Annotated in this window: 25 protein-coding genes; 5 read left to right on the top strand and 20 right to left on the bottom strand. The window is 70.1% G+C overall.

Annotation, left to right across the window (positions count from 1 at the left end; all coding sequences use genetic code 11):
* Nucleotides 1-53: 53 nt before the first annotated feature.
* Complete coding sequence (locus DES41_RS30180) at nucleotides 54-1,301, bottom strand: AsmA family protein (RefSeq protein WP_245965928.1); 1,248 nt, start codon at nucleotides 1,299-1,301, stop codon at nucleotides 54-56.
* Nucleotides 1,302-1,474: 173 nt separating this feature from the next.
* On the opposite strand from DES41_RS30180, the gene DES41_RS30175 reads away from it, so the two are divergent.
* Nucleotides 1,475-1,897 carry a hotdog fold thioesterase gene (locus DES41_RS30175; RefSeq protein ID WP_114471324.1) on the top strand — a complete coding sequence of 141 codons (423 nt, stop codon included), beginning with the start codon at nucleotides 1,475-1,477 and terminating at the stop codon, nucleotides 1,895-1,897.
* On the opposite strand, the gene DES41_RS30170 is transcribed toward DES41_RS30175, so the two are convergent.
* From DES41_RS30170 to DES41_RS30155, 4 genes are all read right to left on the bottom strand, one after another.
* Nucleotides 1,869-2,483, bottom strand: coding sequence for a TetR/AcrR family transcriptional regulator (locus tag DES41_RS30170; RefSeq protein WP_114471323.1), 615 nt, complete (start codon nucleotides 2,481-2,483; stop codon nucleotides 1,869-1,871). The genes DES41_RS30175 and DES41_RS30170 overlap by 29 nt on opposite strands.
* Nucleotides 2,484-2,526: 43 nt before the next feature.
* Complete coding sequence (locus DES41_RS30165) at nucleotides 2,527-3,231, bottom strand: glutathione S-transferase family protein (RefSeq protein ID WP_114471322.1); 705 nt, start codon at nucleotides 3,229-3,231, stop codon at nucleotides 2,527-2,529.
* Nucleotides 3,228-4,166, bottom strand: coding sequence for a DMT family transporter (locus tag DES41_RS30160; RefSeq protein WP_114471321.1), 939 nt, complete (start codon nucleotides 4,164-4,166; stop codon nucleotides 3,228-3,230). Before DES41_RS30160 ends, DES41_RS30165 begins: the two co-directional genes overlap by 4 nt.
* A gap of 108 nt (nucleotides 4,167-4,274) precedes the next feature.
* On the bottom strand, nucleotides 4,275-4,850 hold the full coding sequence (locus DES41_RS30155; protein WP_114471320.1) for a cob(I)yrinic acid a,c-diamide adenosyltransferase: 576 nt from the start codon (nucleotides 4,848-4,850) through the stop codon (nucleotides 4,275-4,277).
* Between the two features lie 157 nt (nucleotides 4,851-5,007).
* Between DES41_RS30155 and DES41_RS30150 the strand changes: the two genes are divergently transcribed.
* Nucleotides 5,008-5,343, top strand: a complete 336-nt coding sequence (locus DES41_RS30150; protein WP_114471319.1) for an EF-hand domain-containing protein — start codon at nucleotides 5,008-5,010, stop codon at nucleotides 5,341-5,343.
* 70 nt (nucleotides 5,344-5,413) lie between these two features.
* Here the strand turns inward: DES41_RS30150 and DES41_RS30145 are convergent, their stop codons facing one another.
* The 7 genes from DES41_RS30145 to DES41_RS30115 are packed head-to-tail and all read right to left on the bottom strand — an operon-like array spanning nucleotide 5,414 to nucleotide 12,590.
* The gene (locus DES41_RS30145; protein WP_114471318.1) at nucleotides 5,414-5,815 is read right to left on the bottom strand and encodes a RidA family protein; all 402 of its coding nucleotides are present in this window, start codon (nucleotides 5,813-5,815) and stop codon (nucleotides 5,414-5,416) included.
* 43 nt (nucleotides 5,816-5,858) lie between these two features.
* On the bottom strand, nucleotides 5,859-6,851 hold the full coding sequence (locus DES41_RS30140) for a Bug family tripartite tricarboxylate transporter substrate binding protein (protein WP_114471317.1): 993 nt from the start codon (nucleotides 6,849-6,851) through the stop codon (nucleotides 5,859-5,861).
* A gap of 30 nt (nucleotides 6,852-6,881) precedes the next feature.
* Complete coding sequence (locus tag DES41_RS30135) at nucleotides 6,882-8,438, bottom strand: AMP-binding protein (protein WP_114471316.1); 1,557 nt, start codon at nucleotides 8,436-8,438, stop codon at nucleotides 6,882-6,884.
* Nucleotides 8,435-9,406, bottom strand: coding sequence for an NAD(P)H-dependent flavin oxidoreductase (locus DES41_RS30130; RefSeq protein ID WP_114471315.1), 972 nt, complete (start codon nucleotides 9,404-9,406; stop codon nucleotides 8,435-8,437). Before DES41_RS30130 ends, DES41_RS30135 begins: the two co-directional genes overlap by 4 nt.
* 41 nt (nucleotides 9,407-9,447) lie before the next feature.
* Complete coding sequence (locus DES41_RS30125; protein ID WP_114471314.1) at nucleotides 9,448-10,611, bottom strand: acyl-CoA dehydrogenase family protein; 1,164 nt, start codon at nucleotides 10,609-10,611, stop codon at nucleotides 9,448-9,450.
* Nucleotides 10,612-10,638: 27 nt separating this feature from the next.
* On the bottom strand, nucleotides 10,639-11,604 hold the full coding sequence (locus tag DES41_RS30120) for a Bug family tripartite tricarboxylate transporter substrate binding protein (RefSeq protein ID WP_114471415.1): 966 nt from the start codon (nucleotides 11,602-11,604) through the stop codon (nucleotides 10,639-10,641).
* Nucleotides 11,605-11,612: 8 nt separating this feature from the next.
* Entirely contained in the window at nucleotides 11,613-12,590 is a 978-nt protein-coding gene (locus DES41_RS30115) for a Bug family tripartite tricarboxylate transporter substrate binding protein (RefSeq protein WP_114471313.1), read from the bottom strand.
* Between the two features lie 130 nt (nucleotides 12,591-12,720).
* Here DES41_RS30115 and DES41_RS30110 point away from each other — a divergent pair, with 130 nt between their 5' ends.
* Nucleotides 12,721-13,626 (top strand): LysR family transcriptional regulator, encoded by a 906-nt coding sequence (locus DES41_RS30110; protein ID WP_114471312.1) that lies wholly within the window; start codon nucleotides 12,721-12,723, stop codon nucleotides 13,624-13,626.
* Nucleotides 13,627-13,656: 30 nt separating this feature from the next.
* On the opposite strand, the gene DES41_RS30105 is transcribed toward DES41_RS30110, so the two are convergent.
* Nucleotides 13,657-14,751 carry a hypothetical protein gene (locus DES41_RS30105; protein ID WP_114471311.1) on the bottom strand — a complete coding sequence of 365 codons (1,095 nt, stop codon included), beginning with the start codon at nucleotides 14,749-14,751 and terminating at the stop codon, nucleotides 13,657-13,659.
* Between the two features lie 156 nt (nucleotides 14,752-14,907).
* The gene (locus DES41_RS30100) at nucleotides 14,908-15,927 is read right to left on the bottom strand and encodes a bile acid:sodium symporter family protein (protein ID WP_114471310.1); all 1,020 of its coding nucleotides are present in this window, start codon (nucleotides 15,925-15,927) and stop codon (nucleotides 14,908-14,910) included.
* Between the two features lie 92 nt (nucleotides 15,928-16,019).
* Between DES41_RS30100 and DES41_RS30095 the strand changes: the two genes are divergently transcribed.
* Nucleotides 16,020-16,937, top strand: coding sequence for a LysR family transcriptional regulator (locus DES41_RS30095; protein ID WP_114471309.1), 918 nt, complete (start codon nucleotides 16,020-16,022; stop codon nucleotides 16,935-16,937).
* A 141-nt stretch (nucleotides 16,938-17,078) separates the two neighbouring features.
* On the top strand, nucleotides 17,079-18,293 hold the full coding sequence (locus DES41_RS30090) for an ABC transporter substrate-binding protein (protein WP_170168321.1): 1,215 nt from the start codon (nucleotides 17,079-17,081) through the stop codon (nucleotides 18,291-18,293).
* 9 nt (nucleotides 18,294-18,302) lie between these two features.
* On the opposite strand, the gene DES41_RS30085 is transcribed toward DES41_RS30090, so the two are convergent.
* The 6 genes from DES41_RS30085 to DES41_RS30060 form a co-directional block, all read right to left on the bottom strand.
* Entirely contained in the window at nucleotides 18,303-19,580 is a 1,278-nt protein-coding gene (locus DES41_RS30085; RefSeq protein WP_114471307.1) for an acyl-CoA thioesterase/bile acid-CoA:amino acid N-acyltransferase family protein, read from the bottom strand.
* A 13-nt stretch (nucleotides 19,581-19,593) separates the two neighbouring features.
* Nucleotides 19,594-20,583: a Bug family tripartite tricarboxylate transporter substrate binding protein gene (locus DES41_RS30080; protein ID WP_245965927.1), complete on the bottom strand. Its 990-nt coding sequence runs from the start codon at nucleotides 20,581-20,583 to the stop codon at nucleotides 19,594-19,596.
* A gap of 106 nt (nucleotides 20,584-20,689) precedes the next feature.
* Nucleotides 20,690-21,610, bottom strand: coding sequence for an SDR family NAD(P)-dependent oxidoreductase (locus DES41_RS30075; protein ID WP_114471306.1), 921 nt, complete (start codon nucleotides 21,608-21,610; stop codon nucleotides 20,690-20,692).
* Nucleotides 21,611-21,641: 31 nt separating this feature from the next.
* A complete protein-coding gene (locus DES41_RS30070; protein WP_114471305.1) occupies nucleotides 21,642-22,994 on the bottom strand; it encodes an MmgE/PrpD family protein in 1,353 nt (450 codons plus the stop codon).
* Nucleotides 22,995-23,004: 10 nt separating this feature from the next.
* A complete protein-coding gene (locus DES41_RS30065; protein ID WP_114471304.1) occupies nucleotides 23,005-24,168 on the bottom strand; it encodes an acyl-CoA dehydrogenase family protein in 1,164 nt (387 codons plus the stop codon).
* Between the two features lie 10 nt (nucleotides 24,169-24,178).
* Entirely contained in the window at nucleotides 24,179-25,354 is a 1,176-nt protein-coding gene (locus DES41_RS30060; RefSeq protein WP_114471303.1) for a thiolase, read from the bottom strand.
* Nucleotide 25,355 lies beyond the last annotated feature (1 nt).

Genomic DNA, 25,355 nt, shown 5'->3' with positions numbered 1-25,355 from the left:
CGGGCATGTCTCCGGTCTGGTTCTGGTGCCGCGCATGATAGGCGCGGCAGCCGTCACCGCCGCGGCGCTGGAGCGGGCGGAGGCGTCGGCGCATCGTCGCCGCCGAACAGCCGGCCGATGGCCGCGCCGATGGCCGTGCCCACGCCCGGCAGCACCGCGGTGCCGGCCACCGCGCCCACCAGCGGCGCCTTGGACACCGTCACCTTGAGCTGGCCGAGTGGCCCCTCGATGCGCATCGGCACGCCGACCAGGCCGTCGACGATGTCGATGGCCGCGGTGGCCTGCAACTGGCGCCGCTGCAGCAGCGCGGAGCCGCTGGCGCTCAGGCGCCCTGCCTCGGCCTTGATGTGGAGGAAGCGGATCGCCATGCCCTGCGCGGGCGTGTTCTGGGTTTGCACGCTGCCGGTCAGCCGGTCGAGCCTGGTCTGGCCGGCATGCTCGCGGCCCAAGGTCTCGATGGCGCGGTCCAGGTCGAAGCGCAGCACGGTGGCGGGCTGGATGGTGAAGCGGGTCTCGGTGTGCAGGGTCTGCGCCAGCGCCAGCGGGTTGTCGCCCTCGGCGGCGAAACGGGTCTCGCCGTCGGCCCGGCCGGCCACGGGCGAATCGCGGTGGAAGCTGTTCAGCGCGGCCTGCACCTCCACCTTGCGCGGCGACAGTTCGCCCTCCAGCCGCAGCCGCCCACCGGGTTGCACCAGCACACGGGCCTGGCCCTCGGCCGTGCCACCGCCCACGCGCGCCTGCAGGCTGAAGCGCTGCGTCGGGTCTTGCGCATCGGCCGTCTCGCGCAGGATGTGCAGGTCGGCGGGCGGCTGCTGGTCGGGCCGCCACAGCCGGGCCTCGTGCAGGCGCAGGCCGGCGCCGATGTCGGCCTCACCCGAATAGGCCACGGCCACGCCGCTGTGCGACACCCACGTCACATCGTTGAACTCGACCCGCGCCACGTCCAGATCCGGGGCGCCGGACTTCGGCTGGCCGCCGCCCAGGCCACGCAGGGATTGCTGCACCACCCGCGCGCCGTCGAGCACCACGCGGTCCAGCGCCACATGGCCCCGCAACAGCGGCAGCAGGCGCGGTTCGATGACCAGGCGGCGCAGCTCGATCGGCTGCTCCTGCGCAGTGGCCACGTCGTGCAGGCTGACCTGCGGGCGCGGCAACAACTGCCAGTGCAGCGCACCCACCCGCACCTGCACACCCAGTGCGGTGCTGGCCTGCGCCGCGACGCGCTGGGCCAGCGCGGCCTCAGAGGGCAGCCACCACCACAGCGCCAACGCGGCGGCGGCGAGCACGGCCGCAGCCGCCATCAGGGGGATCTTCCGGGTCTTGCGGGCGCGCATCGCCATAGTGTCGCGCTGCGCCGCCCGCCACACCCCGCTCGTGCGCCGCGCGCCTGCGTAGGCGCATGTCGCCAGCGGAGCAGCGGCGCGTCGTCGGCGCTCCTATAGTGGCGCCCTTCTGTTCATTGACTCCGCCCGCCATGCCCATCTGGAAAAAGCCGATCTCCGTCGACATCCTGACCCAAGGAAACCGCGGCACGGCCGTCGAGCACTTGGGCATCGAGTTCCTGGAGGTCGGCGACGACTTCATCCGCGGCCGCGTGCCGGTCGACGTGCGCACGCGCCAGCCCTACGGCCTGCTGCACGGCGGCGTGAGCGTGGTGCTGGCCGAGACGCTGGGCTCCTGCGGCGCGGCCTACGCCACGCCCGAGGACTGGCGCGCCGTGGGCCTGGACATCAATGCCAACCACCTGCGCGGCGCCACCAGCGGGTGGGTCACCGGCACCGCGCGGCCGGTGCACATGGGCCGCAGCACCCACGTGTGGCAGATCGACCTGGCCAACGAGGCGGGCGAGCTGACCTGCGTCTCGCGCATCACGATGGCGGTGCTGGCGCCGCGCTGACGCCGGCCTGCAGCAGCGCCAGCACCGGCCGGACCATGCCGCGCAGAAGGGCAGGCTCGGGCCGCGCGCGCGCCAGCACCCGCAGGCCCATCAGCAGGCCCAGCAGCATGCGTGCGAGGTCGGCAGCAGGCTGCGCGGCATGCACCGTGCCGTCGGCCTGCCCGGCCTGCACGCAGCGCAGGAAAAACGCTTCCATGTCGCCAAGCACCGCCGCCAGCGCCAGCTGGAACTCCGCGTCGTGCGGCGCGACCTCGAGCGCCGAGTTCACCACCAGGCAGCCCTTGTGCTCGGTGTCCGCCAGCGACAGCGCGACGATCTCGTCGAAGAACGCGGCGATCGCCGCGTGCGGCGCAAGCTGGTGCTCGAAGCGCCGCACGCGGTCGCAAAAGCCGTTCTCCACGTAGTGGTCGATGGCCTTCAGGTACAGCGCCCGCTTGTCGCCGAAGGCGTTGTACAGGCTGGGGCCGGTGATGCCCATGGCCTCGGCCAGATCGCGCACCGAGGTGGCCGCGTAGCCGCGCGACCAGAAGCAGCGGATCGCCGCATCGAGCGCGGCGGCTTCGTCGAACTGGCGGGGGCGGGCCACGGTTCCTTCCTCCTGTCGCGTGCGCTGGGCTGCCGGCCCGCGATCAGACGATGGGGGCGTAGTTGGTGGGGAACAGCGCGCGCTTGGTCTCGTCGTCGTTGACGCTCTTGAAGGCGTGGCTCTTCAGCATGGCGCGGGCGCGCGCCGTGGCCGGGCGCGCATCCACGGCGGCGTACCAGCGCTGCAGCGCGGGGAACGGCGCCAGCGGCTCGGCCTCGCCCTTGCGCACGCGCGCGGCCCGGTCGATCCAGCCCCAGGCCGAGATGTCGGCGATGGTGTATTGGTCCCCCACGATGAAGTCGCGACCCTGCAGGTGCTGGTCCAGCACCTGGTAGTGGCGCTCGGCCTCGCGCCGGTAGCGCGTGACGGCGTAGTCCAGCCCGGCCGGCGCGGCATGCTGGAAGTGCACCGACTGGCCCGAGAACGGCCCCAGGCCCGAGGCGATGAACATCAGCCAAGAGAGCAGCTCGGGCCGGTCGGCAGGCAGGCCCATCAGCTGCCCGGTTTTCTCGCCCAGGTACAGCAGGATGGCGGTCGAATCGAACACGCGCGCCTCGCGCCCGCCCGGGCCTTCGGTGTCGACGATGGCCGGCACCTTGCCATTCGGATTGACCGCGCGGAACGCCGCCGTGTGCTGCTCGCCCTTGCTCGTGTCGACCGGGACGGTCTCGCAGGCCAGGCCGGTTTCCTCGAGGAACAGCGCGACCTTGGCCGGGTTGGGGGTCGGGTGGAAGTAGAAGCGGATCATGGTGTGCGGTCTCCGTTGGTGGTGGTGGTGATGGAAGGAACCCGGCGGGCGGACAGCAGCACGCCGCCGACGACGCAGGCCAGTGCCAGGGCCTCGGCCGGCGCCGGCCATTCGCCGAGCACGGGAATGGCGGCCAGCGCGGCCACGGCCGGGATCAGCGCGATGATGGCCGAGGCTGCCGCCGGCCCCAGCAGCGCCACGGCGCGGTTGAACGAGACGATCGCCACGCCGCTCATGAGCACGCCCTGGTACAGCACCTGCAGCGCGATCTCGGCGCCCGAGGCCTGGCCCAGCCGGCTCAACCCGCCCAGCACGTAGACCGGCAGGAACAGCACGGCCGACCACACGCAGATCAGTGCGGCGGACTGCACGGGCGTGAGGCTGCTGCGGCGGAACAGCAGCGTGTAGACCGCCCACATGGACGACCCGCATGCCAGCGCCGCCAGCCCCAGCGGATCGGCCATGCCGTGTGCCGCCGCCCCGGCGGCGACCATGCACGCGATGCCCGCCACGATGATGCCGTGGCCCAGCCAGCGCACCCGGCCCTGCGGCTCCTTGAGCACCGCCCAGGCGAACAATGCGGCGAACACCGGCATCAGCGTCGGCGCGATGGCGGCGGCCTGGCCGGCCGAGGTGCGCTGCAGGCCGAACGCCACCAGCAGCACGAAGGGCAGGCCCCACAGGCAGGCATACAGCAGGCCTTCGCCCCAGCGCGCGGCCGGCAGCCGGTGGCCGCGGCGCAGCAAGGACGGCGACAGCAGCAGCGCGCCGACGCCGAAGCGCAACGCGGTGACATCCCACAGGCGCAGTTCGCGCGTCACGCTGAAGCGCGTGACGACGAACCAGCCGGCGAAGATGGTCACGGTGAGGCCGGCCCAGAGCAAGCCGGCCAGCCACGGGCGCTTGCGTTCATTGCTTTCGTTGCGCGAGGGCATGGGCTGCACGGCATCCGGCGATCGATGAAGAACGCATTCTAGATCGCTCGCTACAAAACCATCGCAGTGGCCCCCGTCGCGGCGGCGCCCTGCGGCCAGCGCCCGTCTTCAGTCGGCGTTGTCGCCCGCGTCGCGCGCCATGCGCTCGCTCTTCCAGTACACGTCGTCGCCCCCGTCCATGCGGTTGACCACGCGCGCCAGCACGAACAACAGGTCCGACAGCCGATTCAGGTAGTGCCGGGGTGCCTCGCGCACGGCCTCTACGCGGCCCAGCGCGACCACCGCGCGCTCGGCCCGGCGCGCCACGGTGCGGCACACATGCGCCTGCGAGGCGGCGCGCGTGCCGGCCGGCAGGATGAACTCGGCCAGGCGTGGCAGCTGCGCGTTGTGGTCGGCCAGGGCCTGGTCGAGCTGCAGCAGGGCCTCGGGCTTGAGCAGCTCGAATCCCGGGATCGACAGCTCGCCGCCCAGGTTGAACAGCTGGTGCTGCACGTCCACGAGCAGTTCGCGCACCGCGGCGGGCAGCGGCTCGCACAGCAGCAGCCCCAGGTGCGAGTTGAGTTCGTCGACCTCCCCGATGGCGGTGATGCGCAGGCTGTCCTTGCCGACGCGGGTGTTGTCACCCAGCCCGGTGCTGCCGTCGTCGCCCGTGCGCGTGGCGATCTGCGTGAGGCGCTGGCCCATGTGTCGTTCCCCTGGATGCAAAGGCGGGCATTTTGCCGCTTCCAAATGTGAAGTCGCGCGGCCAGTTGTGAGGGCGGCAACAGGGCGCAAGAGTGCTGGCGCCCCGCGCGCGCGTTTGCTGCAATGGCGGCTCGACCACTCCGATCACCGGTTTCGCATGCGCAAGTTCCGTCCCCTCGCCCGCTTCGAAGAACACAGCCTGGCCCTGTTCGCCGCTCTGGTGATGGGAGGCACGGGCGCCGCGGTGCACGCGCGCGACCACGGCAGCCTGGTGCAGGCCCAGATGCAGCAGGGCGCGCCCCGCGCCGCGCGGGATGCGGCCCACCAGCGCGCCAATGCGGCCTTCGACCGTGCCGATGCCAACGGCGATGGCCGGCTCAGCCGCGAGGAGGCGCAACGCCTGCCGGTGGTCGCCGAGCGCTTCGACGAGATCGACAGCAACGGCGACCGCGGCCTGTCGCGTGAGGAATTCCAGCGCGGCGTGATCGACTGACGCATGGGCCGGGCATGCAGCGCCCGGCAGCTGCGCCGCGCGCCTTGCAGCCGTGCGGCACGCGCCAGGCCTATGAACCGGCCCGACCCTGCACCACCGCCACGCACTCGATCTCGATCAGCATGCGCGGATCGGGCAGCGCGGCCACCACGCAGGTCGTGCGCGCCGGGAACGGCGCGGGCCCGAAGGCCAGTGCATAGCGCACGTTCATCTCGGCCACGTCCTGCGCGCGCGTGAGCAGCACGTTGGCCTTGGCGATGCCGCGCAGGCTGCTGCCGGCCTCGGCCAGGATGGCGCGCAGGTTCACGAGGGCTTGGTCGAACTGGGCGGCGAAGTCGTCTTCGTCGATGCGGCCGTCGTCGTGGTAGCCGGGCGTGCCGGAAACGAAGACCAGGTCGCCCACGCGCGTGGCAGAGGACAGTGGTGGCGTCTTGGCGCGGACCGGGGCGAAGTGCTCGATGGTGGTGGGCATGGCAGCTCCTGTGTTCAAGGAACCGGCCATGTTCGCACGCACCTCAGTCGATCGTGATGCCGCCGTCCTTGATCGCCTTGCCCCAGACGGGCGTATCGGTGCGCAGCATGGCGGCAAAGGCGTCGTACGGATCGCCGGCCGGCACCAGGCCCATCTCGACCATGCGGGCGTGGATGGGCGCCGAATGCACCGCATCGACCCAGGCCGCCGACAGCTTGCGCACCACCGCCTCAGGCGTGCCGCTGGGCGCCAGGATGCCGTACCAGCCATAGGGTTCCAGGCCGGTGATGCCCTGCTCGGCGAAGGTCGGCACCTGGGGCAGGTTCGGGTGGCGGCGGCTGCCCGTCACCGCCAGCACCTTGAGCTTGCCGCCCTGGATCAGGCCCATGGCCGATGCCAGGTCGGGCCAGGCCGCACCGATCTGGCCGCCCGTCACATCGGTCAGCATCTGCGCCGAACTCTTGAACGGCGCGTGCACGGTGTCCAGGCCGGCCTGGCGGCGGAAGGTCTCGCCCCAGATGTGGGCCGTGGTGCCGTTGCCATAGGTGCCGTAAGCATGCTTGCCCGGCTGCGACTTCACCAGCGCGATGTACTCGGCCAGCGTGTTGATGGGCGCGTTGGCGGCCACCACGAGCGCGTTGGGGCCGCGTGCCAGCAGCGCCACGGGCTTGAGGTCGCGCGAGAAGTCGTAGGGCAGCGAACGCATCAGGAACTGCGTCTGCACGAGGTTGGTGACGCCGATCAGCAGGGTGTGGCCGTCGGCCGGGCTCTTGGCCACGAAGTCCGCGCCCAGGGTGCCGCTGGCGCCGGGCTTGTTCTCGACCACGACAGGCTGTTTCCACTGCTCGGCCAGGCGCGCGCCGATCTGGCGCGCCAGGATGTCGGTGGACACGCCGGGGCCCGAGTTCACGATGATGCGCACGGGCTTGCTCGGGAAGTCGGGCGCCGGGTCGGCGGACTGCGCCGCTGCCGCGAACGCCCAGCCGCCGACCAGCGCGGCGCACAGCGTGCGGCGCGCCGAAGAGATGTCAGGCATGTGGTCTCCGGTTGTTGTGGTGTGCGTGGCTCAGGCCACGTTGCGGCCGCTGCCGGCCCATTCCTGCGCCCGCAGCGCCTTCTTGTCGATCTTGCCCAGCGCCGTCTGCGGCAGCACGTCCGCGAACTGGACCTGCTTGGGCGCATGCAGCGCACCCTTGCGCTCGCGCACCAGCGCCATCAGCGTCTCGGCCTCGACCTGCTGGCCCGGCCGCAGCACGACCACGGCCTTCACCGCCTCGCCCCACTTGGCATCGGGCACGCCGATCACCGCGGCCTGCGCCACGGCAGGATGGCTGCTCAGCACATCCTCGACCTCGCGCGGGTAGACGTTGAAGCCGCCCGAGACCACCATGTCCTTCTTGCGGTCGACGATGTACAACCGCCCCTCCTCGTCGCGGCGCGCCACGTCGCCCGTGTGCAGCCAGCCGCCGGCCAGGGCCTCGGCCGTGCGCTCGGGCTGGCGCCAGTATTCGCTCATCACCATGCCGCCGCGCACGCAGATCTCGCCGGCCTCGCCTTGCGGCACCGGCTGCAGCTGGTCGTCGAGTAGCGCGACCTCGCAGGCCGCGCTCGCGAAGCCGCAGGCGGCCAGCAGGTGCGGGCGCGCGGGGTCGTGGTCGGCCTTGGGCAGCGCGGCGATCGGGTAACACTCCGATTGGCCATACAGCTGCGAGAACACGGGGCCGATGCGGGCCAGAGCTTCGCCCAGGCGCGCGGGCGACATGGGCGAGGCGCCGTAGAGCACCAGCTCCAGAGACGACAGGTCGTGCTGGCCCAGGCCAGGATGGTCCAGCAGCACATAGACCATGGTGGGCACCATGAGCGCGAAGTTGATGCGTTCGCGCGCGATGGTGGCCAGCAGCCGCTCCGGGTCGAAGCGCTCGAGCAGGTGCACGGTGCCGCCCTTGCACAGCACGGGCAGCACGTTGGTGCCGGTCACGTGGCTGATCGGCGCCACGGCCAGGAAGCTGGGGCGGCGCGGCAGCTCGAACTCGGCCATCACGGTCAGCGACATCAGCGCGTTGGCGGCCGAGGTCTTGACCACGCCCTTGGGCTGGCCCGTGGTGCCGCCCGTGTAGTTCAGCGTGGCGATGCCGCCCGGCTGCGAGAGGTCCAGCGCGCTGGCCGTGCCGTGGGCGTCTGTCAGGCGCAGCAGGTCCTGCCCATAGCCGGCCGGCCCCAGCGTGAGCACCTGGAGGTCGGGGCAGCGCGCGGCCAGTTCGCCGCCGCGCTCGCCGAAGCCCGCCGCGTCGACGATGAGCAGGCTGGCCTCGGCGTCGGCCAGCTGGTAGAGGTGGGCATCGAGCGCGCCCAGCGGGTGCAGCGAGGTGACGACGGCGCCCAGGGCCTGGGCCGCCACGCCGGCGCACCAGCTGTCCCAGCGGTTGGCGCTGAGCAGCGCCACGCGCTGGCCGCGTTGCAGGCCACAGGCCTGCAGCACGGCCTGGGTGCGGCCGATGAAGTGCGCCGCCTCGGCGTAGCGCACCTGGCGCTCGGCGGTCTGGAAGGCCACGCGCTCGGGGAAGCGCGCGAGCGCGCGCAGCACGAGGCCGCAGTAGGTGGGGTGCTGGTGCGCGGCGCTCATCGGGCCGCTCCCGGCAGCCAGGCCATGGCTGCTTGCGCCGCAGCGCGGTACTCGGCGGCCGTCTGCTCCACGAGCGCGGCCACGCTGCCGCGCCGGTCCACGCCCGAGACGCTGTGGCCCGCGCTCCAGATGTCACGCCAGCGCCGGATGCTGGTCTCGCCGCCGCTGCCGTACAGCGCGTTCGCGCGCTCGGCGGTCATGTCGCTCGGCAGGGCCTTCGGGTCCAGGCCCGCGGCCACGATGGACGGGATCAGCGTGTTGGTCTCCAGGCCCGTGAACGCGCGCGAGAGCAGCACGTCGTCGAGACGGCTGTCCACCAGCATCTGCTTGTGGCCGTCCTCGGCCATGCTCTCGTCGGTGGCGATGAACTTGGTGCCCATGTAGCCCAGGTCGCAGCCGGCCACCTGCGCAGCCAGCAGCGCCGCGCCGTCGGACACGCCGCCGGCCAGCACCACCGGGCCGTCGTAGAACGCGCGCACCGCGCGCACGAAGGCCAGGCCGTTGGCCCAGCCGGTCTGCCCGCCCGCGCCGGCCGTCAGCAGCACCAAGCCGTCGACGCCGGCCGCAATCGCTTTCTCGGCATGGCGCACCGAGGCCACGTCGGCCAGCACGCGGCAGCCGATGTCGTGCAGCGGCGCCACCACCGGGTCGGGCGCGCCCACGCTGGTGATGACGAGTTCCACGCGGTGGCGCAGCAGGCAGGCCAGCTCCTCGCGCAGGTTCTCGCGCCGCATGATGAGGTTGGGGCAGAACGGTGCGTCCTGCGGGCCGAGCTCGGTGCTCAGCCTCGTGAGCCACTGGTCCAGCTCGGCGATGCCGCGGCAATTGACCGTGGGGAAGGAGCCGACCACACCGGCGCGGCAGGCCGCCAACGTGAGGTCCAGCCCCGACACGCGGAACATCGGGGCGGCGATCAGCGGCAGGCGCAGCCGCTCGCCGAACAGCGCGCGCAGCGGCTGTGGGGTCATGTCTTGTCTCCGTCGTTGTTGTCGTCAGGCCGGCGACTGGATCAGCTCGCCGCCTTGATCATGTTGCGTGCGATGACCAACTGCTGGATCTGGCTCGTGCCTTCGTACAGGCGGAACAGGCGCACGTCGCGGTAGAAGCGCTCGATGCCATGGTCGGCCACGTAGCCCGAGCCGCCGAAGATCTGCACCGCGCGGTCGGCCACCTTGCCGCAGATCTCGGAGGCGAACAGCTTGCAGCAGGAGGCTTCGGTGGAGACGTTTTCGCCGTTGTCGCGGCGGCGTGCGGCGTCGATCACCATGCAGCGCGCGGCGTACGCTTCCATCTTGCTGTCGGCCAGCATGGCCTGCACCAGCTGGAATTCGGCGATGGGCTGGCCGAACTGGCGGCGCTCCATGGCGTACTTGAGCGCGTCTTCCAGCATGCGCTCGGCCGCGCCCACGCAGATCGCGGCGATGTGGATGCGGCCCTTCTCCAGCACCTTCATCGCGGTCTTGAAGCCCATGCCTTCCTTGCCGCCGATGATGTTCTCGGCCGGCACGCGCACGTTGTCGAAGTTCACGTCGGCGGTGTGGGCGCCGCGCTGGCCCATCTTCTTGTCGGGCTTGCCGACCGTGATGCCGGGCGACTTGGCATCGACGATGAAGGCCGAGACGCCGCCCGAGCCCTTGTTGTTCGGGTCGGTGCGCGCCATCAGCGTGAAGATGCCGGCGGTGGGCGCGTTGGTGATGAAGCGCTTGCTGCCATTGACGATGTAGTGGTCGCCCTTGTCATCCGTTGCCTTGCGTGCCGAGGTGCGCAGCGAGCCCGCGTCGGAGCCGGCCTCGGGCTCGGTCAGCGCGAAGCTGGCGGTGAGTTCGCCGCTGGCCAGCTTGGGCAGGTAGTGGTCCTTCTGCGCCTGCGTGCCGTCGATCAGGATGCCCTGCGAGCCGATGCCCACCGTGGTGCCGAACAGCGAGCGGAAGGCCGGCGAGGTGCGGCCCATCTCGAACATGATCAGCGACTCTTCTTCCATCGTCACGCCCAGGCCGCCGTACTCCTCGGGCACGGTCAGGCCGAACAGGCCCATGGCCTTCATCTCCTGGACGATGTCTTCGGGGATCTGGTCGGTCTCGGCCACGGCGTTCTCGGCCGGGATCAGGCGCTCGTTGACGAAGCTGCGCACGCTGTCGAGGAAGGCCTGGGTGATTTCTGGGTCGCGGATCATGTCGGGTCCATCAGGGTCGGTTGAAAGTCATTCGTCCATCGAGAGCCCGGCGGCCTCGACGGTCTTGTGCCAGCGCGCGCGTTCGGCGTCGATGAAGCGGGCGAACTCCTCGGGCGTGTTGCCACCGGGTTCGGCGCCCATGGCGCGCAGGCGCTGCGCGTTCTCGGGTGCCAGCAGCACCTGGCGGGCGCTTTGCTGGATCTTGTTCACTACCGCCGGCGGCGTGCCGGCCGGCGCCACCAGGCCGAACCAGGCGGTGACCACCATGTCGGGCACGCCGGCCTCGGCCATGGTGGGCACGTCGGGCAGCTGCGGGCTGCGCGTGGCGCCCGTCAACGCCAGCGCGCGGAACTTGCCGCCCTGGATCTGCGCCATCGAGCTGGGCAGGTTGTCCACCATGAAGGTGTACTGGTTGGCCAGCAGCGCGGCCACGGCCGGGCCAGCGCCCTTGTAGGCCACGTGCTCCGCCTTTGTGCCCGTGCGCTGCAGGAACATCTCGCCCGACAGGTGCGGCGACTGGCCCTTGCCGGAGGAGCCGAAGGCATGCTTGGCCGGTTCGGCCTTGAGCCTGGCGATCAGGTCCTTGGCACTCGTGATGCCCGAGTCGGCGTTGACCACCAGCACGTTGGGCACCGAGACGGCCAGCGTCACGGGGGCGAAGTCGGTGGCCTTGTAGGGCAGCTTCTTGTACAGGCTGTAGTTGATCGCGTTGGGCCCGATGTTGCCCATGATCAGCGTGTAGCCGTCGGGCGCGGAGCGCACCAGCTGCTGCGTGCCGATGATGCCGGCCGCGCCGGCCTTGTTGTCGACCACCACGCTCTGGCCCCAGGCGCGCGAGAGGCCGTCGGCCAGCAGCCGCGCGACGATGTCGGTGGTGCCGCCGGGCGCGGCCGGCACGATGATGGTGACGGCCTTGGTGGGCCAGGCGTCTTGCGCAAAGGCAGGTGCGGCAAAGGCCAACGCGGCGATCCAGGGAACGAGGTGCTTGGGCATGGCGGCGCTCATTCGAACTTGATGTCCTTGGTCACGCCACGCCACATCTCCAGGTCCTTGCGCTGCTGCTCGGCCAGCACGGCGGGCGCGCCGTTCCACATGTCGTAGCCCTGCTCGGCCCACAGCTTGCGCAGGCCCTCGTCGGCCAGCGTGCGGTTGACGGCGGTGTTGACCAGCGCCACCTGCTCGGTCTTCATGTGGGCCGGGCCGTAGACGCCGTACCAGCCGATCACCTCGTAGCCGGGCAGGCCGGCTTCGCGCATGGTGGGCACGTCGGGCAGCGAGGCATTGCGGGTGCGCGAGGTGACGACCAGCGGGTGCACGCGGCCGGTCTGGATGTAGTTGCGCGCGGTGCTGACGATGTCGAACATCATGGTCAGCTGGCCGCCGATCACGTCGGTCATGGCCGGCGCGTTGCCCTTGTAGGGCACGTGCGTCATCGTCAGGCCGCTCTGCTTGGCGAACAGTTCGCCGGACAGGTGGTTGGACGCCCCCATGCCGGCCGAGCCGTACGACACCTTGCCCGGGTTGGCCTTCGCATACGCGATCAGCTCCTTGAGGGTCTTGATCGGCAGATCCTTGTTGATGACCAGCGCATTGGCGTAGGTCAGCACCGGAGACAGCGGCGTCAGGTCCTTGACCGTGTCGAACGGCATGGTCTTGATCACGTGCGGGCTGATCGTCAGCGTGGGGCTGGCGCCGAAGTACAGCACGCTGCCGTCGGGCGTGGCGCGCGCCACGGCCTCGCCGCCCAGCGCGCCGGCCACGCCGGCCTTGTTCTCCACGATCACCGTGCGGCCCAGCTCGCGGCCGAACACTTGCGCGAACTGGCGCGCGGCCGTGTCGACCGGGCCGCCGGCCGCGTAGCCGACGACCAGGCGCACGGGCTGCTGCTGCGCCCAGGCCGGTGCGGCGGCGAGTGCGGCGGCGCCCAACAGGCCCGCCAGCAGGCCCCGGCGGACGGGGCGGTGGAAGGGGTGCGGCATGGTCGTGTCTCCTGATGGGCTTGTTGTGGGCAGCTGCCAGAGCGGCGAGGATGGCACCGCACCGGCCCGGCGGCCATCAGTTTTTGGCAAAGGGGGTGTTCGCGCGGTGCGGTACGCTCGCGGCCCCACCATGCACTTCGACCTGTTCGACCTCCGTCTGTTCGTCTTCGTCGCCGAGGAATCCAACCTGCGGCGCGGCGCCGAGCGCGCCTGCATTTCGCTGGCCGCGGCCAGCACGCGCATCAAGCAGCTGGAAGACAACATCGGCGCCAAGCTGTTCTACCGCAAGCCCCAGGGCGTGGAACTGAACCCGGCTGGCGAGGCGCTGCTGCACCACGCACGCAAGGTGCTGCAGCAGGTGGACCACCTGAAGATCGACCTGCGCGACTACGCCCAGGGCGCCAAGGGCCACGTGCGCGTGCTGGCCAACACCACCTCGATCACGAGCGCCCTGCCCTCCGCGCTGGCCAGCTTCCTGGCGCAGCACAAGGACGTCAGCATCGACCTGCGCGAGCGGCTGAGCCAGGAGATCGTGATGGCGATCCACGAAGCGCATGCCGACATCGGCCTGGTGGCCGGCAACGTGGACACCCAGGGCCTGGAAGTGCGCGATTTCGTGGCCGACGAGCTGGTCGTGGTGGTGCCGGCCCGGCACCCGATGGCGGCGCTGCCGCGCATGGACTTCGTGCAGACGCTGGACGAGCCGCACATCTCGCTGGCCGAGGGCAGCGCGCTGGCCAACTTCCTGCCGCCGCTGGCGCGCCAGATGGGGCGCAACCTGGAGTTCCGCATCCAGGTGTCTAGCTTCGAATCCATCTGCCTGCTGGTGGAAGCCGGCGTGGGCATCGGCATCCTGCCGCGCTCGTCGGCGGCGCGCCATGCGCGCACCTTGAAACTGGCGCTGGTGCCGCTGACCGACGCCTGGGCCCAGCGCGAGACCAAGATCGTCAACCGCGCCGGCCAGCCGCTGCCCAGGTTGGCGGCGGAGCTGGTGCGGCATTTGGCGAATTTCAGTTTTGCGGATCGGCTGCTGTAGGGCGGGCGTGTAGGCCGCGCCGAAAGCGCGCTACCACTTCTCCAAGACAAGCTTGCCCAAACCGATGGTGGCCGACGTGAACAGGATCTGCGCGCCCTCCTTCGCGAGTTCCTTGAACGTGTCGCCGCTCGTCTTGCGCAACGTCGACAGCAAGGTGAACCCCGAGCCGCCACTGCCGGCTGCTTTGGCCGACATCAACGGCGCCACCATGCGGGGCGACAGTGTGTAGCGCGTGGCGTCGTCGTTGGGCTTGACCACAAGGATGCCGGCATCGACGAGGTAGTCGATCGTTCCGTCCAGCGTTTCCTGGCGGTCCTCCCACAGCCGGTGGCGCGCGCGCAGGGCGTGGACCTGCGCGCCGTCGTGCAGCGCCACGCCCTCGCAGGCCGCGTCGAATTCCCGCTGCGTCAACGCCTCGAGCAGCGCCATGGCGGCCGGGTTGTCACTGGGCAGTCCGTCGGGCGTTTGCAGCCAGTCTGGCGATGCGTCATCGAGTGACTGCTGCAAGCCGTGTTCCAGCGTGCCGTCCAGTACATAGGCCGCCAGGTCGAGCAGCCCGGATCGGTCCACCACGACGTCGCGCTCACGCAGCAGCGGATGCAGCTCAGAGGCGAACGCTTCCACCAGTTGGTCATGGAGTGTGCTCGACGCTGACACGAGGTGCCACAGGCGCACAAAGGAACGTGCGTCGTAGGGTGCGTCGTCCTGCCGAGGCGCTGCCGTTTTAGGCGGCAGATCCCTGTCAAGCTCCCACAAGAGACGGTAGCGCGGGTTCTGGTCGAGCTGTTCTGCGGCTTGCTCCACCGCCCGCCGGAAATCCACCTTCCAGGTGGCGGTGTCCTCGGCGCCCGCGGCAGCGTCCAGCGTCAGCAGAGCGCGCGCCCGCTGCTCTGCCGTGGCGACGCGATCGCGCACAACCATCGCCCGCGCTTGGCGGCGGCGCTTGAGCGTCTCCACGCAGACGAACTGCTCCTGTTTGACGCAGCGGGCCAGCGGCGCCAGCAGCTCATCCCTGTCCAGAGCCACCGGCCTGGGGAATTCGCTGGCGACGACCGAGACAGCCTTCACACTGAAGTCCCGAAACTGCAGCCAACGCTCTTCGTTGACGTTCAACTCGATGTCCATACTGCGCAAGCCTATCGGTGAGGGGTGGAACACAGAGCGGACCCTCGGTCTCGCGCGCCGCAGTGTAGGACGCGATCCGCCGACGGCCGCGCGCCCGCCACCCCATCGCCACGGGACCGACCGACCGCTCGGCGGCGCAGCCCTTGAGCGACGCAGTCAACCCGCGCGTGTGTCACCCTTCGGCAGCGCGGGCTTGGGCGCGGCCGGACTGTCGGCGGTCCGCCGCGCATAGCGCTGCGCCAGCACCCCGCACACCATCAGCTGCATCTGGTGAAACAGCATCAGCGGCAGCACGATGGCGCCAGCCACGTTGGCCGCGAACAGCACGTTGGCCATGGGCACGCCGCTGACCAGGCTCTTCTTGGAGCCGCAGAAGACGATGGTGATCTCGTCCTCTTTCGAGAAGCCCATGCGGCGCGCGCTCCAGGTGGTGATCGTCAGCACCAGGCCCAGCAGCACGGCGCAGACCACCAGCAGGCCGGCCAGCGCAGACAGCGGCACCTGCGTCCACAGGCCGTCGATCACCGCGTGGCTGAAGGCGGCGTAAACCACCAGCAGGATGGAGCCCTGGTCCACCACCTTCATGACCGAAGCGCGGCGCTGCAGGAAGCCGGCGAGCCAGGGCCGCAGCAGGTGGCCGACGATGAAGGGCAGCAGCAGCTGCAGGCCGATGCGGCCCATGGCGTCCAGCGGGTCGCCCATGGCGGCGTTCTGCGTCAGCAGCAGGCCCACCACGAGCGGGGTGAACGCCACGCCCAGCAGCGTGGAGGCGGACGCGCTGCAGACCGCAGCCGGGATGTTGCCGCGCGCCATCGACACGAAGGCGATCGCCGACTGCACCGTGGCCGGCAGCGCGCACAGGAACAGGATGCCGGTGTACAGATCGCGCGTGACCAGCGGCTGCAGCACAGGGCGGAGCGCCCAGCCCAGCAGCGGGAACAGCACGAAGGTGCTGGCCACCACCACCAGGTGCAGCCGCCAGTGGCCGATGCCGGCCACGATGGCCTGGCGCGACAGCTTGGCGCCGTGCAGGAAGAACAGCAGGCTCACGGCCACGGTGGTGGCCACTTCCAGCGCCTGGGCGAAGCGGCCGGACGCTGGCAGCAGGCTGGCCAGCACCACGGTGGTGACGAGGTAGAGCGTGAAGTTGTCGGGCAGCAGGCGGGAGCGGGCCATGGTCGGAGCGGGAAAACAGGAATGACGCGATTGGACCGCGTTGCCGCACCAAAGAGAAATGGATTGATCTGATGAATTTATGATTCGGCCGCATGAATGTGAGCCTGCGCCAGTTGCGTGTGTTCCAGGCCGTGGCGGCGCAGGCCAGCTTCACGCGTGCTGGCGACCAGATCGGCCTGACCCAGCCGGCCGTGAGCCGCTGCGTGACCGAGCTGGAGCAGCAGCTGGGCCTGAAGCTGCTGGACCGCACCACGCGCGAGGTGGTGCTGACGGAGGCCGGCCGCAGCCTGGCCGCGCGGCTGGACCGCGTGCTGGACGAGCTCGACACCGTGCTGCTGGACGTGCGCGGCCTGGCCACCCAGCGCCAGGGCCGCGTGCGCGTGGCCAGCAGCCCCACGCTGTCGGCCAACCTGCTGCCCGACTGCATCGCGCGCTGTCGGCTGGAGCACCCGGGGCTGGAGTTGGTGCTGCTGGACCGCATCCAGCACGACGCGCTGGCCAGCGTGCTGTCGGGCGAGGTCGATTTCGGCGTGGTGATCGACCCGGCGCAGCGCGATGAGCTGCATGCCGAGACCATCCTGGCCGAACCCTTCTGCCTGGTCTGCCCGGCCCAGCACCCGCTGGCGCGTCGCCGCAGCGTGCGCTGGACCGCGCTGGCCGGCGAGCCGCTGGTGCTGCTCGACCACGCCTCGGGCAGCCGGCGGCTGATCGACGAAGCCTTGCGCCAGCACGGCGTGCAGGCACCCGTGGCGCAGGAGGTGGGGCACCCGACGACGATCTTCCGCATGCTCGATGCCGGTCTGGGCATCTCGGTCGTGCCCACGCTGGCGCTGCCGCCGGCCGGGCTGCCGGGGCTGGTGGTGCGGCCGCTGCTGCCGCGCATCGACCGCAGCATCGTGCTGGTGCGGCGCAAACACCGCGCGCTGGCGCCCGTGGCGCAACTCGCCTGGGACCTGGTGCGCAAGGTGGCGGACGCGCGCGCGGGCCAGGCGCGCACAGGCGACGCATAGGCGACGTAGAGGCGTCTCACAGACCGATTGCGCCAATGCGGTGATCGCTTCGGCCATGGTGCCGGGGCTCGGCCGGCGCCATAGTCGTCGACCACCCGCGCCGACCCGTCGGCGCACAGAACCATGCCAACCGGAGACTCCATGCACATCACCCGTCGCACGCTCGCACTCGCCAGCACGGCCCTGGCCGCCAGCCTGCTGGCACCCGCTGCCTTTGCCCAGAAGCAGTACGACCCCGGCGCCAGCGACACCGAGATCCTGCTGGGCATGCCGATGCCGCTGTCGGGCCCGGTGTCGGGCTACTCGATCATCGGCAAGGTGGCCGAGGCCTACTTCAAGAAGCTCAACGAGCAAGGCGGGATCAACGGCCGCAAGATCAAGGTGCTGGTCTACGACGACCAGTACTCGCCCCCGAAGACGGTGGAGGTGGCGCGGCGCATGGTCGAGCAGGACCAGATCCTGGCCTGGTTCAGCAGCCTGGGCACGGCCAGCAACACCGCCGTGCAGCGCTACATGAACGCCAAGAAGGTGCCGCAGCTGTTCCTGCAGAGCGGCGCCAGCCAGTTCGACAACGCCAAGCAGTACCCCTGGACCACGCCCATGCTGGGCAGCTACCGCGGCGAAGGCAAGGTGTTCGCCCACCACATCGCCACCAGCAAGCCGGGCGCCAAGGTCGCGATCCTGATGCAGAACGACGACCTGGGCCGCGAGATCCTCAAGGGCCTGCAGGAAGGCCTGGCCGGCAAGAACGCCAGCCTGGTGGCGCAGGCCACCTTCGAGGTGACCGACCCGACCGTCGATTCCCAGATCGTGCAGCTCAAGGCCTCGGGTGCCGACGTGCTGGTGCTGGCCTCCACCGCGCGCACCACGGCGCAGGCGCTGCGCAAGGTGGCCGAGCTGGGCTGGACGCCCGAGCGCTACGTGAACATCGCCGGTGCCTCCGTCAAGATGGCGATGGAGCCGGCCGGTGCGGACAAGGCCAAGGGCGCGATCTCGCTGGCCTACTACAAGGACCCGGGCTCGAAGAACTGGGACAACGACCCGGAGATGAAGGCCTACAAGGAGCTGCTCAAGACCTATGCACCCGGCGTGGACCCATTGAACAGCTCCGGCGTGACGGGCTACGTCGCCGCGCAGCTCATGGCCCACGTGCTGCGCGAGGCCGGCGACAACCTCACGCGCGACAACATCCGCCGCATCGCCAGCAACCTCAAGAGCCCCAAGGTCGAGCTGCTGCTGCCCGGCGTGACGGTGGCCAACAGCCCCGAGGACCTGCACGCCGTGGCCGCGATGCAGCCGGTGCGCTACAACGGCGTGGAGATGGAGCCCTTCGGCAAGGTGGAGAGCCTGAAGTAAGGCCGGCCCTCACAGGGCGGTGCCCGCGCGCACGTCGCGCAGGAACTGCAGCACATCGCGCTCCGCCGCCGCGTTGGCCAGCGCGTTGGCCTCGGGCGCGCCACCGGCCGACACGCGCTGGCCCGACATCGCGTGGGTCTTGCCAATGACAGTGGTGGGCAGGCCGGGATAGAACAGGTAGTGCCCGGCGCCGCGGTAGTCGATGTGGCGGCATGGCGCCGCCATCCGCCGCTGCACCAGCTGCGCGTAGAGCGTGGAAGGCCAGAAGCCGTCGTCGGATGCCGACAACAGCAGCACAGGGCAGCGGATGCGCTCCACCGGAATGCTGGCACGTGCCAGGGCGGCGGGGTCTTCGAGCGTGGACACGAAGGCCGGCGCCTGGCGCACGCCCTCGTCCTGGTAAGGCACGGCGCGGCCCCAGTCGGCCGTGGCGCTGGGCTCCCAGACGTTGGGCAGGTCGCGGCCCTGGTAGGTCCAGGTGGTGGCGCTGCGGGGCTCGCCGGGCTGCCCTGCGCTGGCCACGCCATTGATGGTGGACGTGGGCACCACGGCCACCACGGCCGAGACCAGCGCCGGAAAGTACGCGGCGCTGAGCAGGGCCATCTCGCTGCCGCGCGAGATCCCGGCGATGGCGACGAAGCCATCGGCCGGGGCCAGCGTGCGGCGCACCCACTGCAGCGCATTCTCGAAGTACTCCAGCGGCGTGCGCGAGATATAGCGCGGCCGGCCTTCGCAGTTGAAGACGCCGAGCGCCAGGCAGGCATAGCCCTGCGCCGCGAACAAGGCCGCGCGCGCATGGTTGATTCCGCCGCTGGAGCCGTTCAGGTAGACCAGCACGGGATGCAGCCCCGGCGTGGCGGGCCGGTACAGCGCGCCGCTGACGCCTTCGGTCTGCACCTCCTCGCAGCGCACACCAGGGGCGATGAAGGTCTGTTCCAGCGTGGCGCTGGCGGTGCGGCCGGTCGCATCGCGGGCCGCGATGGCGATCTGCAGCGGCGCGGTGCCCGACGGCGGGAACATGGCGGACGGGTTGTCGGGCGCCATCGACCAGACGATGCCCATGGCCGACGGCATGCCGTAGCCGTCCAGCGGCATGTCGCGGGCCGGATCGACACGGCCTTCGGCATCGGCCAGGAAGCGCGTGCGGCTGCGCCAGGTCGTGCCGTCGTTCCACGTGCTGCAGGCCTCGACGGTGACCACGCTGGCGGGGCTGAAACCGTCGAGCCGGATCACGCGCTCCTGCGTGATCAGGCCGGACGCGGGTTCGACGTGCAGATGGGCGGTCAAGGCGAACAGGCCCTCAAACCAGGTCGGACGGCGTGATCTGGCTCTCGGTGACGATGCGCTGCCACAGCGCGGTTTCCGAGCGCACCAGTTGCGCCACGAACTCCGGCGAGCCGTACTGGATGAACACGCCCTGCGGCGCGAACTTCTCGACCAGGGCCGGCGTCTCGATGCCCGCACGGATGGCATCCACCAAGGTCTTGCGCACCGGCTCCGGCATGCCGGCGGGGCCTTCGATGAGCATGTAGGTGCGCACGTTGAAGTGGGGCACCCCCGACTCCATGAGCGTGGGCACGTCGGGCAAGGCGGCCATGCGCTCGGAACTCGTCACGGCCAGCGCGATGAGCTTGCCGGACTTGATGTGCGGCAAGGCCGAGACGCCGAAATCGAACGAGCCGTCCACCACGCCGCCCACCAGGTCGATGATGGCGGGCGCACTGCCCTTGTAGGGCACGTCCTGGAACGCGGTGCCGCTCTGCTTCTCGAAGTACTTGAGCGTGAGGTGGTTGATCACGCCGCGCCCGCCGTGCGCCATGTTGATCTTGCCGGGCGCGGCGCGGGCCCTGTCGATGAATTCCTGCAGCGTCTTCACGCCGAGCGAAGGGCTCACCACCAACAGCATGGGCGAGCTGCCCATGCAGCCGAGGAAGGCGAAATCCTCGACCTTGTAGGGCAGGTTGCGGTAGAGCAGCGGGTTCAGCACCATCGCATTGCTGCCGGCGAAGGCCAGCGTGTAGCCATCGGCCGGGGCACGCGCCACGGCCGTGGTGCCGATGGCGGAATTCGCGCCGGGGCGGTTGTCCACGACGACTGGCGTGGCGAGGATGGCGCCCATGCGCTCGGACAGCGCGCGCGCGGCGATGTCGGTGATGCCACCGGCCGGGAAGCCGGCCACCATGCGGATGGTGCGGCTGGGAAACTTCTCTTCGGCCCATGCGGGGCCGACGAGGGAGCTGGCGCAGGCTGCACCGACGAAGGCGCGGCGGGAAAGATGGGTGTTGGACACGGTGGACTCCTTGGGTTCGCTTCGAACAATGCCGAGCAGCAAGGGGCATGCCACATGTTTCCGACAGCCCGCCCCGGCGCGGGCTGTCGGCGCTAGGCTGTGGCTCTCAGACCGGATCCCACGTGAACACGTCGCCCGAGCGGTCCAGCCCGAAGTAGTTGGCCTTCATGGCCGGCAATGCGTGGCTCAGCACGGACTCGGGCGTCCAGCCTTCGGAGCGGTGCACCGAGCGCACCGGGCGCGGCTGGCTGATCAGGAAGATCTCGTTGTTGCGCACGGCGAAGATCTGGCCGTTGGTGTCTTGCGAGGCATCGCTGCACAGCGCCACGGCCAGCGGGGCGATCTTGGCGGGCGTCATCTGCTTGATGCGTTCCACGCGCGCCTTCTCAGCGTCGGTCTCGGTCGGGATGGAACCGATCATGCGGCTCCAGGCGAATGGGGCGATGCAGTTGCTCCGCACGTTGAACTTCTGCATGTCCAGCGCGATGGACTTGGACAGCGCGGCGAGCCCGAGCTTGGCGGCCGAGTAGTTGGCCTGGCCGAAGTTGCCGATCAGGCCAGAGGTGCTGGTCATGTGCACGAACACGCCGGAGTTCTGCTCCTTGAAGTGCGTGGCGGCGGCGCGGCTCACGTAGTAGCTGCCGTACAGGTGGACCTTGATGACGGCGTCGAATTCGTCGTCGCTCATCTTGTGGAAGAAGCGGTCGCGCAGAATGCCGGCGTTGTTCACCACGCCGTCGATGCGGCCGAAGCTGTCCAGGGCCGAGGTCACGATGCGGGCGCCGCTGCGCGAGTCGGAGACGCTGTCGGTGTTGGCCACGGCCTCGCCGCCCAGGGCCTTGATCTCGTCGACGACCTTCTGCGCGGGGCCGGCGTCGTTGCCTTCGCCGCTGACGGACGCGCCGATGTCGTTGACGACCACGCGGGCGCCGGACTTGGCCAGCGCCAGTGCGATGTCACGGCCGATGCCGCCGCCGGCGCCCGTCACGACCACGACCTTGCCGGCCATCAATGTTTGTTCGCTCATGTTGTGTGCTCCTTCGTCTTGGGAAAAGTGGTTACAGCAGGGGGGTGACGCGCGGCCATTCGGCCATGCGCCAGACGCGTTCGGCCACGCCGCGCGTCTCGTCGGCAGTGGCGCCGCCCGCGTACGCGGACAGCTGCAGTGCCTTGGTCTCGATCTCGGCGCGGCTCAGCGTGTTGCCCGGGTCGCCCTTGGGTTCGTCGACGCGGCCGTGCAGCGTGCGGCCATCGGTGGTGACCACCGTGACCTTGCCGATCCAGCGCTGAGGGTAGGCGCCATCGACCTCGGGGTCGAGCACCATGGTGACCTTGTCGCGCAGGGCCACCACGTCGGGGCTGCGGAAGTGCGTGTCGAACTCGGCCAGGCCGGCGCGGTCGAACGCGCCGATGAGGCCCAGCACCGTGCCCATGGAGAACTTGCTCTGGTGCACGGTGCGCGGGTCGGTCACCGGGCCCAGCACGTCGATGGCGCCCTGGTGCACGTGGGTGGTCACCTGCGCGATGTCGGCGAGCTTCAGGCCGTGCGCGCGCACGACCTGCTGCAGCGCGTCGGCGGCCGGGTGCGTGTGGCGGCACGAGGCGTGGTACTTGAACGAGGTCTCGGCCAGCGTCCAGCGGGTGCCCAGGCCGTCGGTCAGCTTGGCGGGGTCGGCGTCGGTCGACATGCCGGCCCCCATGCCCTGCTTGCCTTCGAGGATGCGCTGCGCGCCCGTGAAACCGTCCTGCGCCAGGTAGGCGGCCAGCAGGCCGTCGCTGGCGGCCTTGGCGGTGTGCAGCTGCTTGCTGTCGGCCGCGTCGCGCAGGAACTCCCACAGGCCCGCGGCCTGCGTGCCGGCCGAGCCGAAGGCGTGCAGCATCTGGCCGGCGTCCAGGCCCAGCAGGCGGCCCACAGTCGCGGCAGCGGCCACGGTGCCGGCCGTGGCCGTGGTGTGGAAGATGCGGTAGTGCGAGCGGCCCAGGAACTCGCCGACGCGGATGCCGACCTCGTAGCCGACCACGGACGCCACAAGCAGATCCTTGCCCGAGGCGCCGATGGCCTGCGCCACGGCCAGCGCGGGCGGGAACACCACGGCCGCGGGGTGGAACACCGAGCCGTTGTGCACGTCGTCCTGCTCCGCCACGTGCGAGGCCGCGGCGTTGACCATGGCGGCGAACAGCGGGCTGCTGCGCGTGCGCGAGATCAGCACCTCGCTGGCGCCATCGGTCGGGCCCATGGCGCGGGCCACGCTGGCGATGGACTCGACGGCGCGCGAACCCTTGCCCGCCAGCACCGAGCCGAACCAGTCGAGGAACAGGTCCTCGGTGCGGCGCAGCACGGGCGCGGGGATGTCTTCGAACTGCAGGCCGGCGGCGAAGGCGGCCAGGTCACGGCTGGGATGCTCACTCATGCCCTACTCCTCAGAACGAGCGTGGCAGGCCGAGGATGTGCTCGGCCACGTAGCTCAGGATCAGGTTGGTGGAGATCGGCGCGACCTGGTACAGCCGCGTTTCGCGGAACTTGCGCTCCACGTCGTATTCGCACGCGAAGCCGAAGCCGCCGTGGAACTGGATGCAGGCGTTGGCGGCCTCCCAGCTGGCCTTGGCCGCCAGGTACTTGGCCATGTTGGCCTGGGCGCCGCAGGGCTGGTGCGCGTCGAACAGCTCGCAGGCTTTCCAGCGCATGAGGCTGGCGGCCTCGACCTCGATGTAGGCCTCGGCTATGGGGAACTGCACGCCCTGGTTCTGGCCGATCGGGCGGCCGAACACGATGCGGTCTTTCACGTACTTGCTGACGCGGTCGATGAACCAGTAGCCGTCGCCGATGCACTCGGCGGCGATCAGCGTGCGCTCGGCGTTCAGGCCATCGAGGATGTACTTGAAGCCCTGCCCTTCCTCGCCGATCAGGTTTTCGGCCGGGATCTCCAGGTTCTCGAAGAACAGCTCGTTGGTCTCGTGGTTGACCATGTTCAGGATCGGCCGCACGGTCATGCCGCTCTTCTCTGCCTGGCGCAGGTCGACCATGAAGATCGACAGGCCTTCGCTCTTCTTCTTCACATCGGCCAGCGGCGTGGTGCGCGCCAGGAGGATCATGAAGTCGGAGTGCTGGATGCGGCTGATCCAGACCTTCTGGCCGTTGATGACGTAGCGGTCGCCCTTCTTCACCGCCGTGGTCTTGATCTTGGTGGTGTCGGTGCCCGTGGTGGGCTCGGTCACGCCCATGGACTGCAGCCGCCATTCGCCGCTGGCGATCTTGGGCAGGTAGTAGTCCTTCTGCGCCTTGGAACCATGGCGCAGCAGCGTGTTCATGTTGTACATCTGGCCGTGGCACGCGCCGGAGTTGCCGCCCGCGCGGTTGACCTCTTCCATGATCACGGACGCCTCGGTGAGCCCCAGGCCGGAGCCGCCGTACTCCTGCGGGATCAACGCGGCCATCCAGCCGGCCTTGGTCAGTGCATCGACGAAGGCCTCGGGGTAGACGCGCTGCTCGTCGACCTTGCGGAAGTACTCGTCGGGGTACTCGGCGCACAGCGAGCGCACGGCGTCGCGGATCTCTTCGTACTTGTCTTGGGTGTGGTGGGCCATGTTCAGGTTCTCACAAGGTTTCGGCCAGGCCGAGGATGGCGGTGGCCTGGCTGGACAGGGTGCCGCCGTTGCCATGCGCCAGCGCCGTCTTGGCGCCGGCGATCTGGCGCTCGCCGCAATTGCCGCGCAGCTGCCGCACGCCTTCGATCAGCGCGAAGATGCCGTACATGCCGGGGTGTACGCACGAGAGGCCGCCGCCGTTGGTGTTGACGGCCAGGCGCCCGCCCGGGGCGATGGCGCCGTTCTCCACGAACGGGCCGGCCTCGCCCTTCTTGCAGAAGCCCAGGTCTTCCAGGAACAGCAGCACGTTGATGGTGAAGGCGTCGTACAGCGCCAGCACGTCGATGTCCTTGGGCTGCAGGCCGGCCATGGCGAACGCGGCGGCGCCGGAGTCCTTGGCGGCCGTCACCGTCACGTCGTGCATGGACGAGATCTGTCGGTTCCAGCAGGCCGTGCCGTTGCCCAGCACGTAGACCGGCTTGTTCGGCAGGTCCTTCGCGCGGTCGGCGCGCACCAGCACGTAGGCGCCGCCACCGTCGGTAACCAGGCAGGCATCGCGCACCGACAGCGGGTCGCTGACCATGCGGGCCTTGAGCACGTCCTCGATGGTCAGTGGGTCGCGCATGAACGCTTCGGGGTTCTTCTGCGCCCATTGGCGTGCGGCCACGGCCACCTCGGCCAGCTGGCGCCGCGTGGTGCCGTACTGGTGCATGTGGCGCGCTGCCGCCAGCGCATAGGCCGACAGCGGCATCATGGGCTCGTACGGATGCTCGTACGGCTGCGGATCGAGGAACTTGCGGCTCTGGCCGACTTCCTTGCGGCCGAAGGTGGCGGTGCGCTGCGTGCTGCCGTAGCAGACCAGCACGGCATTGCACTGGCCCGATTCGAGCGCGTGCATAGCCGGCAGCAGGTGCGCGATGAAGCTGGAGCCGCCGATCATGGTGGAGTCGATGTAGCTCGGGCGGATGCCGAGGTACTCGATGACGGGCATGGCCCACATGGTGGCGCCGGCGCTGGCGGTGCACAGGCCGTCGATGTCGCTCATCTTGAGGCCGGCATCGGCCACGGCCTGGCGGGCCGAGATGGCCAGCAGCTCCATGTCGGTGTAGCCCGGGGCTTCGCCGCAGCCGAAGGTTGCCACGCCGGCGATGGCGGCCTTGCCGCGCAGTTGCTTCCAATCGCTCATC

Origin of the sequence: Pseudorhodoferax soli, from assembly GCF_003337555.1 — a bacterium.
Classification (GTDB): domain Bacteria; phylum Pseudomonadota; class Gammaproteobacteria; order Burkholderiales; family Burkholderiaceae_C; genus Pseudorhodoferax; species Pseudorhodoferax soli.
The sequence above is the reverse complement of the archived record's forward strand: the minus strand, read 5'-3'. Positions and strand labels throughout refer to the sequence as shown.